The organism is Mesorhizobium sp. LSHC420B00 (genome assembly GCF_000503055.1).
Lineage (GTDB): Bacteria > Pseudomonadota > Alphaproteobacteria > Rhizobiales > Rhizobiaceae > Mesorhizobium.
This window is the reverse complement of the sequence record NZ_AYVY01000027.1, coordinates 17958-35940: the sequence shown is the minus strand read 5'-3', so window position 1 is coordinate 35940 and position 17983 is coordinate 17958. Positions and strand designations below refer to the sequence as shown.

General features: G+C 57.2%; 16 protein-coding genes. 9 read left to right on the top strand and 7 right to left on the bottom strand.

Annotated elements, in window-relative coordinates; all coding sequences use genetic code 11:
- The first annotated feature begins 516 nt into the window (after positions 1-516).
- Both X760_RS75310 and X760_RS66820 read left to right on the top strand, forming a co-directional pair.
- Complete coding sequence (locus X760_RS75310; RefSeq protein WP_084642958.1) at positions 517-1887, top strand: integrase family protein; 1371 nt, start codon at positions 517-519, stop codon at positions 1885-1887.
- A gap of 81 nt (positions 1888-1968) precedes the next feature.
- A complete protein-coding gene (locus X760_RS66820) occupies positions 1969-2364 on the top strand; it encodes a hypothetical protein (RefSeq protein WP_023721662.1) in 396 nt (131 codons plus the stop codon).
- A gap of 161 nt (positions 2365-2525) precedes the next feature.
- Here X760_RS66820 and X760_RS66815 read toward each other — a convergent pair whose 3' ends face one another.
- The 3 genes from X760_RS66815 to X760_RS66805 form a co-directional block, all read right to left on the bottom strand.
- Positions 2526-3182, bottom strand: coding sequence for an RloB family protein (locus tag X760_RS66815; RefSeq protein ID WP_023721661.1), 657 nt, complete (start codon positions 3180-3182; stop codon positions 2526-2528).
- Between the two features lie 3 nt (positions 3183-3185).
- Entirely contained in the window at positions 3186-4427 is a 1242-nt protein-coding gene (locus tag X760_RS66810; RefSeq protein WP_023721660.1) for an ATP-binding protein, read from the bottom strand.
- A gap of 107 nt (positions 4428-4534) precedes the next feature.
- Positions 4535-5080, bottom strand: coding sequence for a recombinase family protein (locus X760_RS66805; protein WP_023721659.1), 546 nt, complete (start codon positions 5078-5080; stop codon positions 4535-4537).
- A gap of 239 nt (positions 5081-5319) precedes the next feature.
- On the opposite strand from X760_RS66805, the gene X760_RS66800 reads away from it, so the two are divergent.
- From X760_RS66800 to X760_RS66785, 4 genes are all read left to right on the top strand, one after another.
- Positions 5320-6123: a hypothetical protein gene (locus tag X760_RS66800; protein WP_031194776.1), complete on the top strand. Its 804-nt coding sequence runs from the start codon at positions 5320-5322 to the stop codon at positions 6121-6123.
- Positions 6124-6149: 26 nt separating this feature from the next.
- Positions 6150-6554, top strand: coding sequence for a hypothetical protein (locus X760_RS66795; RefSeq protein WP_156948216.1), 405 nt, complete (start codon positions 6150-6152; stop codon positions 6552-6554).
- Positions 6555-6649: 95 nt separating this feature from the next.
- Positions 6650-7066 carry a hypothetical protein gene (locus tag X760_RS66790; protein ID WP_023721655.1) on the top strand — a complete coding sequence of 139 codons (417 nt, stop codon included), beginning with the start codon at positions 6650-6652 and terminating at the stop codon, positions 7064-7066.
- Positions 7067-7117: 51 nt separating this feature from the next.
- Positions 7118-7396, top strand: coding sequence for a DUF2285 domain-containing protein (locus X760_RS66785; protein ID WP_023721654.1), 279 nt, complete (start codon positions 7118-7120; stop codon positions 7394-7396).
- A gap of 1462 nt (positions 7397-8858) precedes the next feature.
- On the opposite strand, the gene X760_RS66780 is transcribed toward X760_RS66785, so the two are convergent.
- Positions 8859-10775, bottom strand: coding sequence for a ParB N-terminal domain-containing protein (locus X760_RS66780; protein ID WP_280940430.1), 1917 nt, complete (start codon positions 10773-10775; stop codon positions 8859-8861).
- Between the two features lie 1519 nt (positions 10776-12294).
- Positions 12295-12879 carry a hypothetical protein gene (locus tag X760_RS66775; RefSeq protein ID WP_023721652.1) on the bottom strand — a complete coding sequence of 195 codons (585 nt, stop codon included), beginning with the start codon at positions 12877-12879 and terminating at the stop codon, positions 12295-12297.
- 729 nt (positions 12880-13608) lie between these two features.
- On the opposite strand from X760_RS66775, the gene X760_RS66770 reads away from it, so the two are divergent.
- The 3 genes from X760_RS66770 (at position 13609) to X760_RS66765 (ending at position 15850) form a co-directional block, all read left to right on the top strand.
- Positions 13609-14481 (top strand): hypothetical protein, encoded by an 873-nt coding sequence (locus X760_RS66770; protein ID WP_198030544.1) that lies wholly within the window; start codon positions 13609-13611, stop codon positions 14479-14481.
- A gap of 343 nt (positions 14482-14824) precedes the next feature.
- A complete protein-coding gene (locus X760_RS78940) occupies positions 14825-14956 on the top strand; it encodes a hypothetical protein (RefSeq protein WP_023721650.1) in 132 nt (43 codons plus the stop codon).
- Positions 14957-14998: 42 nt separating this feature from the next.
- Positions 14999-15850 (top strand): hypothetical protein, encoded by an 852-nt coding sequence (locus X760_RS66765; RefSeq protein WP_156948210.1) that lies wholly within the window; start codon positions 14999-15001, stop codon positions 15848-15850.
- Between the two features lie 252 nt (positions 15851-16102).
- Here the strand turns inward: X760_RS66765 and X760_RS66755 are convergent, their stop codons facing one another.
- The gene (locus tag X760_RS66755; protein WP_198030543.1) at positions 16103-16942 is read right to left on the bottom strand and encodes an ATP-binding protein; all 840 of its coding nucleotides are present in this window, start codon (positions 16940-16942) and stop codon (positions 16103-16105) included.
- Between the two features lie 234 nt (positions 16943-17176).
- Positions 17177-17689, bottom strand: a complete 513-nt coding sequence (locus X760_RS79190; RefSeq protein WP_348633250.1) for a hypothetical protein — start codon at positions 17687-17689, stop codon at positions 17177-17179.
- Positions 17690-17983 lie beyond the last annotated feature (294 nt).

Genomic DNA, 17983 nt, shown 5'->3' with positions numbered 1-17983 from the left:
TCCCGTCCGGGCGGGCGCATCGTCGAGGCCGTCATTTAATAGCACCAGCAAAGCGACGTGAGGTGTGATGATAACTTTGGTGCATGCCTCAGACTACGAGACATCAGGCAAGTTGGCAAAGGCGATCAACAGTGCAACGCGTCTTCGAAACGTTGCTACGAATGCGGCTTGGTTGACGCTGAAGGCATTGCAGTCTTTGGGGCTTGAGGGGGCCGAAATCTGCCATGCGCATTCATGCAATTCTCTGGGGGTGGTCAGTTGAGGATCGGTTACATGAAAGTTACATGAAAAGAATTGGCAGACTCGGTCTTCACGTAACTATTTGGAAAATCTGGTGCCGGCAGAGAGGATTGAACTCCCGACCTTCGGTTTACAAACGGCTCCAGGCTAATATTACCGTAACACCGAAATATGTAATCATTTGTTATGGCGTCATTTTTTAACATCTAGTATCAATCATTACTTCACTTCCCATGTAACATTTGGTATAAATCGGTTACATGGAAGTTACATGAAATGCCTAAGATATTTTTGACTGACGACACTGTTTTTGAAGCAAGTTGCCCGGTGGACAAGGACCAGGAGTTTTTCTGGGATTATGCGGTCGCTGCCAATGGCCAAATTCACAATGGTTCGGTTTCCGGACTGGGGCTTCGCGTCACCGCGCTTGGCCACAAGGCCTTTGTCCACGCCTATCGATTTAACGGCAAGCGCTGCCGGAGCGTGCTTGGCACAGCAACCGTTCTCAGTGTCGCCTCGGCGCGTCTTGCGGTCATCAATCGGGAACAGGAACTCAAAGCCGGCAAGGATCCCGACTTAGACCGCGTCGATCCACGTCGGAAGCACTTTCAGACAATCGCGGAGGTCATCGACCGCTATTGGGAAAGCCACGTCTGTGAGCTTTCAGAGGGGGTCAGATACTCTTTCACTGCCTTCGTGGGAAAGTGGTTAAGGCAGGACAACGAAGCCAACAAGCGCGGCCACAACCAGCGTAAGGCGTACACGGCTTTCGGGGCTATGTATGCGGATAGATCGCTCTCGTCTATCAAGCCTACGGATGTCGAGCGGTTCCAGGCGCAGTTCGCGTCACCCCATGTGTACAACCGGGCCTTGGGACTCGTTAGTGCGCTCTTTAACTGGGCAATCCGCATGCAACTGGTCGACATGCGCAACCCGTGCCATCCGCTCCGGAAGAAGAAGATCATCCGTCGCCGCCGCGACTACTCGACCGAGCAGATCCGGCAGATCGCGGCCCATGTCTTCTATCCGGCAGTGGAGGTGCTGCCGGAAGTCGACCACCTCGATGGCCTGGCCAAGCGCGACATGGCGCTGCGGAAGGCGTGGCTAGTCACCGCCAACGACCAGATGCAGGAACTCTGCAATTACATGGGCATCCTGTTCCTGACCATGGCCCGCCCCAGCGATCTCACCAAGGCCGAATTCGACCACTTCGACCTGGCGACCCTGGTCTGGCATAAGTACAACACCAAGGGGATCAAGCTATCGCGTTCGCTCTATGAGTACGGCTACCGGTCGGTGCCGATCCATCCGAGGGTTGCCGCGATGGTGCAGGCCCAACGCGACCGCTGGCCCGAGAGCAAGCTGCTGTTCCCGTCACATACCGACATGACACAGCCCCGCGACAACTTCCGCAAGGGGCTGGACAGGTTCAAAGCCCTGCCCGGCGTCCCCGAGTATTTTCAGCTTTACGACCTCAAGCGGATTGCGATCTCGCTGATGCTGGCGGGCCAAGGGGTGTCGCATGAGGCCATCTCGCACTACGTCGACCACAAGGGGAACCTTGAAACGACCATGATCTACGATCTTGGCTTTGTTGACCCGATGCGTCCTGTCACCCAAAAGCTTGGCGACCTTCTCGGCGTCTAGCGCTTGACGTCATTTTTTGGCTGTGAGGCAATGAACCTGCGGCGATCTCTGCCGCAAATCCCATCAAGGAAAGTATGGCTCATGGACGCCCTGCAAGCGTTGGTGCTGACCAGCACGCAATTGCGCGACATGCTGACGGAAGCCGCGCGACAAGGAGCGTCGCTCGCCGTTGCAGAACTCCGCGCAGACCTCCACCAGACACCCGAAGATGCAACTTTACAAAAGCTCCGCAGCTATCTAGCTGACCCCGCATCCCTCCCCGATCCACAGGACCACTGGGCGCATAGCGATCTCATCCGCCGGGTCCAGGCAACGGCCCACGGCAAGCCAAAATCCACGGCGTGGTTCATGAAGTTCCAGCGGGAGACAGGCCTGAACGAATGCCGTACGCGCCAGAGCCCCGCCTATGGCCGGCGGCGGGAATGGACATTTGCCGACATTGGGTTGGCGTGGGGTGTCTACTACCGCACGCGCTAGCAATCGTCGGATACGTTAAGTTGTTGTGGCGGCCCGGCGGAGCCCAGGCCAATCAGGAACCGTGAGCATCAATAGGTGGTATGCTTCGCAGTACGGCCGTGCCCCCAAACGCTTGCTTAGTCGCGCGCGGTCCGCGGGCGGTGTGCGTTCTCATTCGGGCCTCAGGCCCATGCCGATGGAATCGCCAAGATTGTCGCCGCGAGAACATCGACATCGGTATAGGGATCTGTCCCGTTGGGAGGCGTGAATAGACCACGAAGATGAACGGCGCGCTGCGTGGCGGCTGCAATACGAGCCTTTGTATCGTCGTATGCGCTGGCGATGTTCTTCGCATAGGCAGGATAGATGCCAGGTTTTCGCAGCTCGGCATAGACCGTTGCCCGATGGATCGGCGCCAAGACGTCACGGAAATGCAGCAGGAGCCATAGCTCAAAATTGGGAACGGATGGGATGGCCTTGAACGGCACAGGGACGCCGGCATCGTTCTTATGCGACTCGTCGAGGGCAGCCGCTCGGCTGAGTGCATTGTTGAAATTCAGATGGTCATCACGATCGAAGACCGCGTAAACCAGATCGAACGCCTTATCCTCCTTCAGGAACTGATCGAGTGCATAGTTCACCACGTTCAGCGGATCAGTGCCAAAATCGGACGGCATAATCCTGACCCGTGCGGAGCTGATGCGTCGCTCACGCCTAATGGCGTTGAAATAGTTTGTTTCGGTCTTTTCGCCTTCGCACACGATAAGAATGCGCGGCGCGCCTTTCTTCCGGCCTTCGCGCCGGCGGAATGTCGCCTCTGAACGGGAACGTCGCGCCATGGGCTAGTCCTGCAACGGTGCCAAAATCGGCACCCCGCCGTAGCGCCCTCCCAGATATCCCTTTTCCAAGGCCTCTCCTTTCCGCGGCGAGAACTCGAGCAGAGGAAAGAAATGCGAAACCTGGTCAGCATCCTTTTCTGTGAACCACACCTGGTCACGGCGAAGGTGCCAGCTATCCAAAAGGGAGACGTCGTGGGTTGTGAAAATCAGCTGGGCACCGCGCCGGTTCAGCTTCGGATCATTGAACATGCTGACGAGTTGTTGCACCAGCAAAGGATGCAGACTCCGGTCAAGCTCGTCCACAATCAACAGCCGGCCGCGCTGCAGGATGTCGAGCACAGGACCGGCGAGACTAAAAATGATCTGGGTTCCGGATGACTCGTCCTGAAAGTCGAGAGGGTATGTCACCCCGTTGGCCAAGTGACCCAGCTGCGGCATGTTGATCTCGACCTCGGTCGTTTCATGTCGACCGCTCGCCAGATTCAGCTGAAGCTGCTGACCACGCTTCTTGTCGAAGGATAGACTGGAGATGCCGGTGTCCGCCGCGGCGATCAGCGACACGACACGCTGCCGGTTCTTGGTGTCCTGCACATAGTTTGCGGTGAATTCAACACCGATTGCTCCGCCTGCGACAGACAGGGCCATGTCTTCGGCGAACTTCTGATAGAGTGGACGCAGCTGCTCGTTGTTAAGGTTGATCGCGGTCGTGAGGAACAGCACCTCCTTGCGAGTGGCGCCTTCCCAGACTTTTTTCGGGCCGAGGAAATAGTCGCTGTAGGTATATTTGTATTTGCCAGTTCTGCCGTCGAGTTTCCGAGAAAACCAGACCTGAGGCTTGGCGGTTTCATAAACATGCAGCCACTCCTCGACAATCGCGCGGCGTGTGAACTCAAAGCCGTACTGATACCGCGTTCCGTCGATGACGAAGGTCGCCTCAAGCAGCGTTGGGAACGCGGTGGCATCTGGCCGTAACGAAAAGGGGGTCAGCGCGCTTTCCTGATCCGGCTGAACCTGGTTCGAGGTCACCACCATCAACTGCATGAACTGCAGCGCTCGGATGAGATTGGATTTCCCACTGGCATTGGCACCGTAAATCGCAACTGAATTGACCACCCGCTTGGCCTTTTCCAACCCAGTCTCACGCGTGTGGGTGTCTTGCAGCGAATCGTCATTACTGGCGGTCATCTGCAACACCGCCTCGTCGCGGAACGACCGGAAATTCTTTATTCGAAATTCCAACAACATAGCGCACATTTCCCGTTTCAAAGAGATTGTCGCATAAAATCTGCAAAAATAAAAGGTATTTCGGCAGATACCCCGATATGCTGTCGACCGCTATCATATCAAGGCGGCTAAAGATGCAGCCGCGAGATCGTGCTGTTGCTGACATTAAAGCGGTGGGCGACCTGCACCCTTGCCTCTCCGGCGGCAAGCCGCGCCAGCGCCTCCCGCTGTTGCTGTTTCGTGAGTTTGGGCTTCCTGCCGAACTTGACGCCCCTGGCTTTGGCGCGGGCGCGCCCGTTCGACGTGTTTTCCAGGATCCTGCGTCGCTGCCATTTGGCGGCCCACCCAACAAGGAACAATATCAGGTCTGACATCTCCGACGTGGTATCGATAAAGGGCTCATCGAGCAGGCGCAGCCCGGCACCGGCCGCTGTTACTGTCCTGAGGATATTCAGCATGTCAAAGGGATCCCGTGCCATCCGGTCGCTGACGACGGCATGGACCACGTCACCGGGCTTCAGTGCTTTCAGCAGCCGCTGCAACTGACGGCGGTCGGCATCTTTGCCGCTGCGCTTCTCAAAGAAAATCTTCTCGCAACCTGCCGCTTGCAGGCGCTCGATCTGGGCGGCCAAGTCCTGCGCTTCAGTGGACACCCGCGCATAGCCGTATTTCATTCACATAAGACTCCTATGTTTCTCCATAAGTCACGATATTTGCAATACAATCCTCCTGTCATGTTTGATCTTTTTTTTCATGGAAATCGGCGCTGTTTGCCTAAAACATGAGCACAAAAGCGAAGGCGCGCTTAACCGCGACCGGTCCATAGTCGATCGCAAATATCGTGATTTGTGCGTAGACGTCTCGTCTCTCTCCAGCCTCCTGTATGGGTGCACCTTTGAGACGTAACGCAGCCTTGTCCTCCGTCGCGGCCGTCAACGATTCCCGCTATCACCGGCAGGATCGAGACGCCGTAAAAGTCGTCAGACGAACCCGCATTCGGGCTTTGGTGTTCGCATTGGCGTTAGCCGCGACGCCCGTGAGTGCGCAGCAGAAACTGTCCCTTGAAGTAACCGTACCCGCCGCTACCCTGCCTTCGAGCCTGTTCAGTCCCAATGGTGGCGCAGCCGATTTTCTTGGAGTCGGCCTGGGCCAGACCCTTGATGACATTCGAAAAATATTGACCGGCCAGAACTTCACCAACGAGGATTCGTCGGGCCGCTTCCTACTCGACGAGGAATATTTCACCGTCGAGATCATCGCCACGGGGCCCAACAGGTACTTTACCCACGTGATCTGGTCTGGGCCCGAGGATGCTGAAGCCACCCAAAGCGTGAGGGTGGAGTTCTCATCTCCCCTGACCGGCCAGCGCTCCACCGACGTCCGGCGCCTTGTCACCTACAACGGCGGCAAAGGCCCGTTACTCGCCACGCTCCGTGCGGCGATCCTCCAGAAGTTTGGCCCGCCAAGCGTCGATGGCAACTCGTCAATGCGCTGGTTCTGGAGCAAGGGCCAACAAGTCAAAAAGAGCGCCGCCCATGACAAGCAAATGGCGATCGGCATGGACGTCAGAAGCGATTACGTGACGGCCATCACCTACGAGCTGGTCGACGACGCCGCAGCGGCCGCCGACCGGGATCAGGTTACCCAGTTCCAGAAGTCCGTCGAAGGTGCCGCGAAGAAGATCCGCGACGGGAACGCCGCCGCGCCGAAGCTCTAGCTACATCGCAACAAAGGAGGATGATTTTGAAAATACGATCGTGCGTCCAGATTCTTGGTGCCGTGGCTCTCGCCGCCAGCCTTTCCATGGTTGCCCAACCGGCCGCCGCCAGGGACATCGTCGGGTTCGTCGGTCAGGTGACGAAGCAGGCGAATCCAAGCCTGATTCTGATCCTTCACAACAAGGAGGCGTGGACCAGCAACATCATCGACACCATGACGGCGGTGCTGATAGCCAGGAATTTCAAGTATGACTTCCATGGCTATAACCAGGGGGACCGTCCACGCGACATCGCGCGGACGTTCAACTGGCCGACTTACGGCGCCGTGTTCTGTATGGGTCAGCCCATGGACTGCGACCTGATCAAGCTCCAGGCCGAGGCGAAGGGCTTTGAAGGCGATTTTTACAACCACATGCTGGAAAAACGATAACGGTTCTTTTCCCTGCTGTAGCATCGCGGCCTGGTCGATGCGCATAGACCTGCTGGCGGGCCGCTTGCGCCTTCATCCAGATTGCCGAGAGAGATATGACTTCCATTCGAGCGCTCGTGATTGCTGCCGCAGCCGTTTTCGTGGTCGCTCCCGCGACGGCCCAGGAAGAACAGCCTCAACCAACTCCGGCACAGAAATTCAAACTCGACCAAAGTGACGGGTGCTTCCGCTACATTGGCGACGCGGTCGAATTGGTCGGCCGCTTCAAAACCGGCAGCTACATCGGCGTGTCGATGATCACCATCGGCAAGGACGGCATGCCGACACCGGCCGCCGACGAGGACCGGACGCCGGCTATGGACCTGCCGGAAACGAAAAGCGCCTCGCCGTATTTCTGGTTCGGACCCACGCCCCGGACACAGGACTATTCCATCATGTTCACACCCCGGGCGGCTTGGGGCAGCTCCGCCTTCGTCACGATCTGCGGCCGCCAGTCCCCGCCCGCAACCTGAGCCACGCGGTACAGCGCTTGCGTGGCCGCGAACAGCCGCTAAACTTCAGGCATGGTCAAGCCGCTTCTCGATCCAGAAGTCGCCGACGAGGCGCCGACGTCTCCGGTCCTTACCGGATACGATCAAGAGCACATGGTGACCTATATGCGCGTGCTCGATGCCGCCGCCGAGGATGCCGACTGGCGCGAGGTTGCCAAGATCGTCCTGCGCATCGATCCAGCCAAAGAGCCCGATCGCGCCTTCCGCGCCTGGGAGACCCATCTCGCGCGGGCCCGGTGGATGACCACGACGGGGTATCGCTATCTGCTGGCTGGTGGCGCGCCGCATTGAAGCCTTGCCGATCCCGGCCGCTCAGCCAGTGAACTCACCGGTTGCGCCAAGATTGATCTCCCTTCCGCCGCCTGCTGCCGGTGGCAACGAGTTCCTGCGTATTGTCGGTCGGCTCAAGGAGTTGGATGACCTGCGCCCGAACTATTGCTAGTTCGCAAGCGAGCAATAAACGGCATATGCGGTCACTCGCAGCGAGGTTAATGGGATATTAGGAGGATCGCCTGCTTGACAGAACCATCCCAGCTTATCGTCGGAAGGTCGTGAATGCATCGTGGGAGCGTTGTCCGGGCTCTCCGGATAGTAGCTAGTTGCGCATCCGCCTCCCGTTAGAATTGAGCCGGCAGGGATTACTGCAGTGGCGGAGGGATAGTGCCCTGTCGTTTGAGCCTCCGATTTGTCGCATCTTAACGAACGCTTCGACAGGGCGGTAGAAGCGGTTTCGATAGCCGCCATTCGCACGGATAAGTCGGACGCAAATTGTAAAGGCAGCGACGCATCCGCCGGCACGCCGAGGAAAAGGCTTCCCCGGCTCGTACCGATCGTCAATTCCGCGCTGGGATAAACTCGCTCCCCTGCGGTTGCGGAATTCTGAGGCAACCGGTCACACGTGATCGGCACGAAATTCCCGTCCAGTTGCAGAACTGAATCTTTATTAGCGAGCTTAGCGCCTTGCGATTCGCCGTTCTGCGTTGGCGTGGGAGGTAAATAGCACTGCAGTAATGTCGCATCGTACGTCAGGCCTCGAATATATGCATCGTCACTACCGCGGCGCACGTCAATGACCAAATTGGTTTTACCCACCTTAGGATTAAAGTAAATCCCAGATCCGGCAAGTGAAATACAAGTGTTAAAAGCCTGGAGGGCCTCTCTCACGACTATCGACGTGTCTATCGTTTCCGTCGAAAATTCCGACCGTCGCGAGTCGTAAACCCTGCAGAAGTTATTCAGTTTTTCTGAGGATGAAGATCCGCCAAAGTTGAATTTTATGGGGATTGCCTTGACGACCGCTTCAAGTCCTACACTCGTCGCGGACCCCTGCTTAGCAGACGAACCTTCACAGTGCTGCGTAAACAGTGATGCCGCGATCGCATTCTCTCGGGCTTCACTGGATATGTCCCGTCCGGTGTATGAGAGAAGTCCGGTGCAAACCTCTTGGGCTGCGCTAGCCGTTGCACCACAAACCACCATGCTTAGAGCAATAAGTAACGTCCTCATTATTATCCCCCAACAAAATCCCCTGTCCTAACGTAATCGTAAAATACTGTTGAATACAAGCCCCACATTTTGGACGCACCCAGATGGCTTGCGCTCTGCTTAGGACGGGCGGGCTGGGGGGGGGAGCGCGAGGGGGCGGGCCTGGGGCGCCCTCGCCTGGCCTCGACCGGTTCGATACCGGGCCGAGGGCATTCCGGACGCAAAAAAGCCGGGACATCACTGCCCCGGCCTTGGACGATATGCGAGCCTACTCGGCTGCGATTGCCACGCTTTCACTCTCGACCAAAGGAGCCCGCAACGCTGCGGGAAGCCATCCCTTGCCGTCCAGTTCCTTCTCGGCCTGCAGGACGCCTTCGGCTTTCGGGGCGCGTTCCACCGCTTTCGCGGCGTCCTCCGCGCACCCGGCCTCGCGCATCACCCCGGCGATGTCAGCCTTCGACAAACGTGCGAGGAAGGCCGCCTCGGCCATCCACCACAGGCCCATGTCCAGCCCGACCGCCACAGCCATCCGGTCGGCATGGGCGATGCGTTGCTTGCCCGGTTCGTGGCGGGCGACCACGGCGTTGACGTTGGCGGCAGTGACTGCTGCCAACAAGTCAAGTTGCACGTCCTGCGGCTGCGCCACCAGCCACGGCCATAGGTCGGCGGGGTCTCCGGGCAGGCGATGTCCCCAGCCTTCCGTCACCTCGTTCCAGCCGCTCAACGCCCTACAGGCATCCGGCTCCTTGATGGACGGAACCAGATTGCGGCGCTGGCCGGTGATTTCCACCACAGGTTCGATGCGCCCATGGTGGTAGTCATAGAACACGCGGCTCACCAGCGCGTGCAGGATGGCGACCAGCGCCACATCAGGATGGTTCGATAGTTCCACGCGTAAGGCTGCGGTGCGAATGGCCGTCAGTTCCTCGGTGAGGGCCGCCGACATACCGGTGGCCTCGGCTTCGGGCGCTTCCACCTGTCCCGCTTGGTCGGCCTCGTCTTGGTCGTTGCCTTCGTGGCCGTGCTGCGACGCGTCGAGCGCCTTGCGGTCTTCGGCCTTCACCAGCCCCGGCGTCACCTGCAACGTGCCGCCGTGCGCTATCGACACGATGCAGCCCGCCAGCGCCATTTCCTGTGGGTCAAAGACCTGCGCGGCGTTCTGGATGGTCTCCATACGGCTCTCTAGCGCCCGCAGCTTGACCTCATCGGCCTCAATTTGCGGGTCGCCCTCGGGGTAGGCGTCGATGGCCTCTGCCAATTCGTCGTACTGCGCGCCCAGCGCTGACAGTTCCGCTTGCTCGGCCTCGGTTGGGTCGCGCCGCACTGCATGGATGCGCCCAAACCCGCCGCTGTGGATGAAGGTGCTGTCGAGGCTGATTTCCACCCATTTCCAGCCCAGCGGGCGCAACTCATCGGCCACCGCCTCGAGCCGGTCACTGACAAGCTTCACCAACAAGGGCCGGTCGGTCAGGAACGTCAGATCGTCGTCGGCGAACAGGTCACGCAACACCCCGCCCCCTGCGGCCTCGTACGCCTCAACACCAACAAAGCGGGCCAGCCGGTCGTTGCCGCGTACATGGGCGCTGGTCAGGAATGAGCGGATACTCCCCGGATTACGGCTCCAGCCATCCTGCTCGAACCATGCAGCCTCCTGCACCGCATGGTCCTCGCTCAACGCCAGCGCCTTGGCCTGTTCAAGGGTCAATTCATCGGCGCGCATGGCATCGAGGATGCGGGGCGAGAGGGTCGCCAGTTTCAGCCGCTGGCGAACTGTAACCACGGACTTACCGAAGCGCGCCGCGATGTCCTCGGCCGCCATGCCCTGTTCGACAAGGTCGCGGTAGGCGATGACCTCGTCGACCGGATGCATCGGCTCCCGCTGGTCATTCTCGGCCAGAGAAATCTCGGTGCCGCTGCCGTCCTCGCTCAGGATGGCCCTGACCGGATAGTCCTTGGTCACCGCCACACCCTGCACGGTGCGACCTTCCTCCAGCAGCAACCGCAACGCCCCCAGTCGCCGCCCTCCGGCGACGACCTCGAACTTGGCACCTTTCGGGGCCTTACGGGTCACAAGGTTATGGATGAGGCCGTGCGCCTCGATGCTGGCAGCCAGTGCGGCCCTGCCTGCCACCGCATTGACGCGGCGAACGTTGGATGCGCTCGGCACCAGCTTGCCAAGCGGGATTGTGATTTCATTCGTGTTCTTGGACTTGCTCCTTGTTGATTTCAGGGATTGACCTGAGGTTCAGGCCCCCTGAACCCCTGCCTCGCGGCGAGTAGCGGGGAGCGAGGGGGGCAAGTCCCGGGGGCGGAGGGGTCTCCCCGGTCTGCACGGAGCGAAGCGGAGGAAGATGGGGGAAACCGCCCGCGGCGACTTGCTGGGGAGAGAGGGCCGCGCGCCTCTCTCCCCTCACACAGGAAACGTGCCGCCAGGCACATCCATATCGGCGTAGCCCTGCCGCGAAGCGGCCGCAACAAAGAAGGGCGTACAAGGCGGAAGCACCGAAATGCCCGCCAGCGGGACTAAGTCAGTTCGGTGCTGGAGAAAGTTCGTGGCCCCTGAGACCGGTTCAACAGGGCGGCCGTAGGAGCATCAGCATAGCGCCGCCGTCAGGCGGGATGCGGGACCGACAGCCCCCGGCGAATGGGCGCCATATGATGCGCCGACCTCCACGAGCAATTGACACGCCAAGACCGGTCTTGTCCCGCCCCAAGGCGGCAACGTTGAGTGGTGGGGTGTTGCCGACGTCAAGGACCGGAGAGAAGCATCCTAGGGGTCAAAGCCAAGCGTAGGGATTTCGGTGCCATGCGCATCCGAGAAGTGGCCGATGAGTGCGACGGGATAGCGTCCGACTTCATGAAGCCGCGGTGTCTTGAGATCGTGAAAGGCAATTGACCAGATGGTGAGGTGTGCTAGGTTAACCTACAAAAGGACATCGATATGAAATACTTTCTACGAGTAATGGTTTTGTCATCCATAGCAATCATCCCCAATTGCGCTGGCGTTTTCATTGTGGATAAAGCGCTGATGAGCAGCGTGTATGTTGCCGCCCGTTGATCGAGCAAGACAAATTGCAGGCTGCTTCCTAAGGAATTCAGGTGTTCTTGTAGTTGTTGTATTAGTGTTTTACCTCATTTCGGCGTCGTTCGACGGGCGGATTGACTACACACTGTCAGTGGAACGCATATCCGTCAGCTATCTGCCCATCACGCTATCAGCGATATTTTTAATCGCTTTATTAGAGTCGCTATTCCCCATCACCATCTATTTTCCTGGGACGACCCTCTTAATTGGAATAGCCTTACTTTCCGCCAAGTCACCCTTCTATTATTTGTACCCAGCTTTCAGCACATTAGGGACGCTGACAGGGTGCGCGATCACTTGGTATTGGTTCGGGGCTCTCGGACAGAGAGCTCATAAAGTTATCCATTTTGAGGTGACAAAACTCACAGATTGGCTCCCAAGATGGGTGGGGTCTATCGTCTTTGCCTTCCAACCGTCGGCCCTAACGTCATACTATGCGCTCAGCGGCTTTAGACGGGAGCCGTTAAGGTTCTATTTTCTTCTGTCTTGCGTATCCACAGCCGTCTTTCAATACTCCTACGTCTTCGCTATGTCCAAGGTCCCGCTGGATTTCAATAGCATCGCGAGCAATCACGCCGGATATGTTACTATCGTCTTGCTTATTCTCGCGTGTGCAATGTCATTGCCATGTTTTTCTTGTAAGAAGCTGGGAAACGCCGGCGTAGCAGACCGAGACAACGATGCCCCCAAATAGCACTGCACCCCGGGCCCAAGTTAGAGGGCTACCGAGCGGGGGCAGCGCGAGATCGTTAGCTGCCAGATTGGTGCTTGGCGGCGTGTACAGGCCCACCGTCTCAACCGTCGCAGAACTAGATAACACGTAGAAGAACAGAACGACGTTTATCGCAACCATAATGAAGGCAATGTATACGTACGCGTTACTGCGTATCTCTTTTCTAACGTAAGATGGTTGCTCGTGATACTCCGAAAAATAGTTGTAGGAGCTCGCCACAAAAAATATCAGGGCTATTAGATAGGTATAATACTGAATATTCCACTCAATAATCCCATAGACCCATGGATTTTTTAACGTGTCTGCGAAGGCTTGATCGTGCGTGGTCCGCGTGTACTCATCGTTGCTGACCAATTTTAGGCTCAAATGAAGGACGAGAGGGCCGAAAAAGGTAACCAGCGATGAAGGTTTGAGTGCCCCCTGTATACCCGCCCAAAAGGCGCCGGACCATTGCTCGTTAACTTGAAACATTTGTGATTCTCTTTCGCAGAGCGTCGCATTATTTTAGCAGGTCCCGTCCGAGGGCGCTGACACAAATAGTGTGATATGGATTGACGTACAAAATCAATATGCCAGCACGACTGCAACTTCGTCGATGTATAACTTTCGGCGTATCCGGCGTCTTTCACAGTAGGATATCTGGCGCTGGGTTGAAAGTTGTGACGGCCGCACCTTGGGGAATAGGCCCAAGGCGACGCACGCACCTATTCAGCGTGGTCCTGCTTCGGCTTCGACGCGCCGGCATGCGGCTGACACACAAACTGTCCGGTCGCAGCACGCGACAAGCCTCGGTAAAAGCCCGGTTGGGACCAACGCCGTTGGTCGTCGTTGGCCACTGTGCGTCCACTGCGATCGCGGTAGCGGCAGAGGTGCGGGAGATCGGTGAGGATGAAGTCGACGCTCTTAGCGGGAAGGTCAGCCATGACCGCGATGCAGTCGCCCCTATGTCTCTATGGGCGACATCCGAACGGGGACTTTGTTGGGAAAGACGAAGAGGAAGAACGGAAGCGATACCTAACGGACGAAATCCTACCGTGAACCACGGACTTGTCTAATTCCGGAGGGAACCCGTGTAGATAACGAAAAGTATCGAAATGGCCGCTGAACTTTGAAAACTTGTTGACAGCACTTTCCGGATGAAAATCTCGTTTGTGTTTTCCTTTGCAGGATGCATCAGTTGTGATGCTGCAAGGGGAGCAAATGATGAAAATTTTCATAAGGGGATCATTCGGAATTTGCTTGGCCCTTTCAGGGTGCGGAAGTGTCCCAAAGCTTCAGACCGACATCGGACTGCTGCGTATTTCTGACATCGTCGACAATATTCGGTGCGAGCTAAAGGAAGGGCGCGACGGCAACACAAAGACAGGCGTCGGGCCGGCATCCTTCCTGACTGACAAAGAAAAGTGGAACGCTGGAGTCGACCTATCCTTGAACGTGATTGCCGAAGGCGGTGGGAACGGGAGCGCCGGCAACGATGTGCCTTACGTTCCGCAAACTGCCACACTGGCTCTTTCCACGGACGTGACGGGCACAGCCGACCGGCAGGTCGGTTACAAATTCACGATCGGCTTGGGCGTTGAGGATAAAATTGACTGTGACCACGAAGCGGTTGAAGCACGCAGGACGCATGGCATCCGTTTGATGGGAGACTTGGGTATTGCCAGTTGGCTGGCCCAGTTGCAGGATGCCTATGCGGAGACCCGAACGAAGCCGGAATCCGTGGCCTATACCCTGAGTTTTAAACTCGTGCAGAAGGGGGAAGCCAGCGTAAAAATCGTCAAGATCCCCTTCAATACCGCACAGGCTGGCCTTGGTTGGGGTTGGAAAAGCGCGTGGACTGATACCAACAAGATCATCATCACCTTTGCCCCCAAGCCCGCCGAGGCACCGAAGAAACCCGCCGAAGCACCAAAGAAAAAGGTCGAGCCGCCGAAGCGCGCGACCAAGCTACCGGATGGTCAGAAACCCAAGGCGGTCATCCCGCCAGCGCCACCACCCGTCGACGAGGGTTCAAAGGAGAGACTTCTTAGAGACCTAGACTTCCTGATTTTGCAGCAAAAACTCCAACAATAAAACAACGCGACCGGCAGCGCGTTTTGGAGTCTCAGAGCCGTGGCGATGGGGTCAAGCTTCAGTTTCAGATCGGTCTGGAAGGCCGAACACCGGCTGTTGCATGGCAACCACGCAGCATTCCCCTTTAATGCTGGCGGCGGCAAATAACTCAGTTGACACAAATCGTGATTTTTTAAGATAACTGTTTGATTGAATAGCATTTTCGCCTGACAATTCCTTATAGGATGTTTCTGTAGAATAAGCCGAATTTTTGAGCTTGAAATGTGCTTGGCAAAGCGATACCGCTCAAAAGCTCTTTGTTGAGATTTTCTTTTTAGGAAGATCCCTCGAAAGGAGCCTCCAAATGACGGGTAGCATCTACAGCGATTTTCTCGCCGACGGCGCGAACATCGTCACCATCATCAGCGCTGTCGCCGGCGCTGGACTTATTCTGTGGCGCTGGTGGCGTCCTCGGCCGCCGGAACCCGGCGAATAATGTGGATTGAGTATTCCAGTTGAACTCTCTGCCGGAGTAAGCATGTCGGACCAAGCTACTGACGGACCTGGCGAGCGACCGCATGTGCGAATTGATTTTGCTCGCTTGCGTCGACCTGCCGACCTAGGGGTTCGGAGAGCTTCGGTCTTTCTGGCGTTGGGCTCCAATGCCGCAAATCATATTCCTTCTTTGCCCCACCAGCTCGATGACCGCATGAGCTATCATCTTGTTCCCAGTGAAATTTCCGACGAGACGCGAAGGCAATTCAACGAGAACTTCGAAGCTTGGATCATCGGCAACGCGCTTCGCGATCTGGTAGATGCGTTCACCATCTTTCTGAAGCATTGCTTTCCGATTCAGCACATGATGGCGACGCACAGCTACATTCCAACGGATTTGCGCGCGCTCGCCGCCGAAGTTGAGATGCTTAGCATCAGTGCTCAATACAGCCGTTTGCGGGAGCTTATCGGTCTCGATCAGCGGTATTGGGAGATGTTTGAGAGCTTTCGAAAAGCTCGCAATTGCCTTTCCCACCGAATGGGCCTCGTCTCACGGAAGGATGTGAGCCCCGAAAACAATCGACTTCTGATCCGTTGGTCTTTTTTGGGCGTCTTCATGAGGCACCCCGATGGTACGGAACAACCGATAGATCACGAGGCCATTGAAGCCGGACACGTTGCTACCGGCCACGAGGGCGCGATGATCATCATGCGTCTGACATGGAAGGAAAGAAGCTTTGCGGTGGGCACTAATATTCGCCTGACCCGTCATGAATTATCGGAAATCTGCTTTGCCGTTCACATGGCCACAGACCATGTCATTGCAAAGCTCAATGAGTTTTCGATTGCTCAGGGAATTCAAGCAGAACATCCGGTGGCTGATCCCGGAACCTAGTCTAGCGCGTTTCAGGGTGTGTCGATCACAATGAGAAGTAGTGCGGAGCCATTTTGCACGCCATAAGTGCCATCTCCTGCACAGGCATGAGTTGCCCCAAACCCAAAGGTGAAATCTCACCGGCAGAAAATTCCGTCGCCAACTGAAATTGAAACATAGTGCCTTTGAATCTTTCTTCGATGGCCTCAGTGATGTTGGAAATAGGTCCGCCCACCGGGAAGAATACCGGGAACCCTAGCGGTCGGGTTTGCCTCAAACCCCGTCCCGGCAAGATTGGTTGCCTGAGTTCGATACCACCTGAAGAATACGGAATCNTCGGGTTTGCCTCAAACCCCGTCCCGGCAAGATTGGTTGCCTGAGTTCGATACCACCTGAAGAATACGGAATCTGGAACTCGTGTTCATACTCGAACATGAGGCGATGGCGGTCGAAGAAGCCATCGGTGGGGTGCTCCACGTTTCGCAACGAGATCGCCCATTCATGAGCTGCTATTCGCCCCACGTTCCTCACAACGAACGTCAAATTCACAATGAAGTAAATTCCGCCATTGAGCTCCTGCGCGGCATGGGTTTGGATGCCATGCATCCCCAACGTCAAAACCGGATGTGTCAGTCTTTGCCGCAGCAGGTCCAAATAGAAGTGTTTGGCGGGAACCGACCGGCCGCCCTGGCGATGATAATACAGGTGATCACGTGCACTTTGATGAGGCGCAGCGGCACTGTCGCCAACGTCGATCACAATGATCTCTCTGCCGATTGGGATTTGCGACTGTTCCCTGCGAAGGACCGTGTGGACCCTGAAATCAGCCAACGGGTAATCTAGCAGGTGCGGAACCTTCTGCTCCAACCAGTCGGCAATTGTTGCCCTACCTTTCATCGCCGGAATGCCGTCGATGGAACGGTCGTCCTTCACGCCGAGCACAAGTGATCCGCCTCCGGAGTTAGCGAAGGCTGATAGCGCCTTGGCTATGGTCGTCAGTACCTTGTCTTCCACTTCATCAAAAAGACGCCCGCCTTTACGATCAAAATCGTCCGACTCTTCTGGCGGCAAATCCAGAATGTCCTGTTCGGACCAACTCTCGTGTTTGACCAAAACATCACCCCTATCCTGACGCCTTAGGACGATCTCATCGACTCGCCTCAGCTGTCGTACACGCCTTCGCCGGGAACGTTGTTGATTGAGGAATAACAGGTCCATGTGGATGTTGCCTGAACCGTCTTCTGCTTATTAACGGCATACATCACTACGATGCCGCCCCGGGAACTGCCATGGACCGCCCGCCTTTGGAGGCGGTCTGCCGGGGGGGCTTCCTGCGGCAGTCGTTGCCTATTGCAGCAAATCGCTCCGAAGCTCCCCGTACCCGCTCGTCGCCAGCCACCGCGCCCGCGCCAGATGCGATGCCCAGGCCCGGCGTGCCCGTTCTGGCTGGCGCTCTGGGTCGATGTTCAAGAGGGCTCGTGCCACCTTGCGCCAGTCGACGCCCTTGGCCTCCGCGAATAGCAGGACTGCGTAGGTAGGGAAGTGCGCCTCGTCGTAAGGCGTGACCTCGGCCAAGTCGGGCGCCTCACTATCGATCCACATTTCCTCGTCCGGTGGAGGCGCGTCGATGTAGCGGCCAATCGAGGCCAGGTGCGCCACGATCTGGTAACGCAGGTGGTCGCGGCTGCCATAGCGCGCGTCGATGTCGGCGAGCTTCTTGTATAGCCCCCTGCGCTTGCCGCGCCGAACATCGGAATCGCCCATGGTGTAGTAAGCCGGCCCGACGGCACAGATGTCGCAGCCGGTTGCGGCCACCTCCCGCACGAACGCCGGAATGTCCTCTTCTCGCATCCGCTTCATTTCAAAAGCCTCTTTGCATCACATGCCCTATGGCGCCGCAACCCAGCCTTCCGCTTTATGTCGTGAACCCCTGGCCGCCTCGACGTTCCCAGTGTATCGGCAAGTGGCGCTCTTTCAATAGGGTGCCAAAGGCTGCCCGTGGGCCTTGCCCGCAAAACCTGCATGCAGTGGGAAGTTACAGGAAGTTGCTACCTACACGGCTTAGCAAGCTGTTCCGCTTACCATCGAGGACACCCGGAGTACCCAAGCTTGCGCAGCCACTATTTTGAGCCATATAACAGGGACAGATTCAGA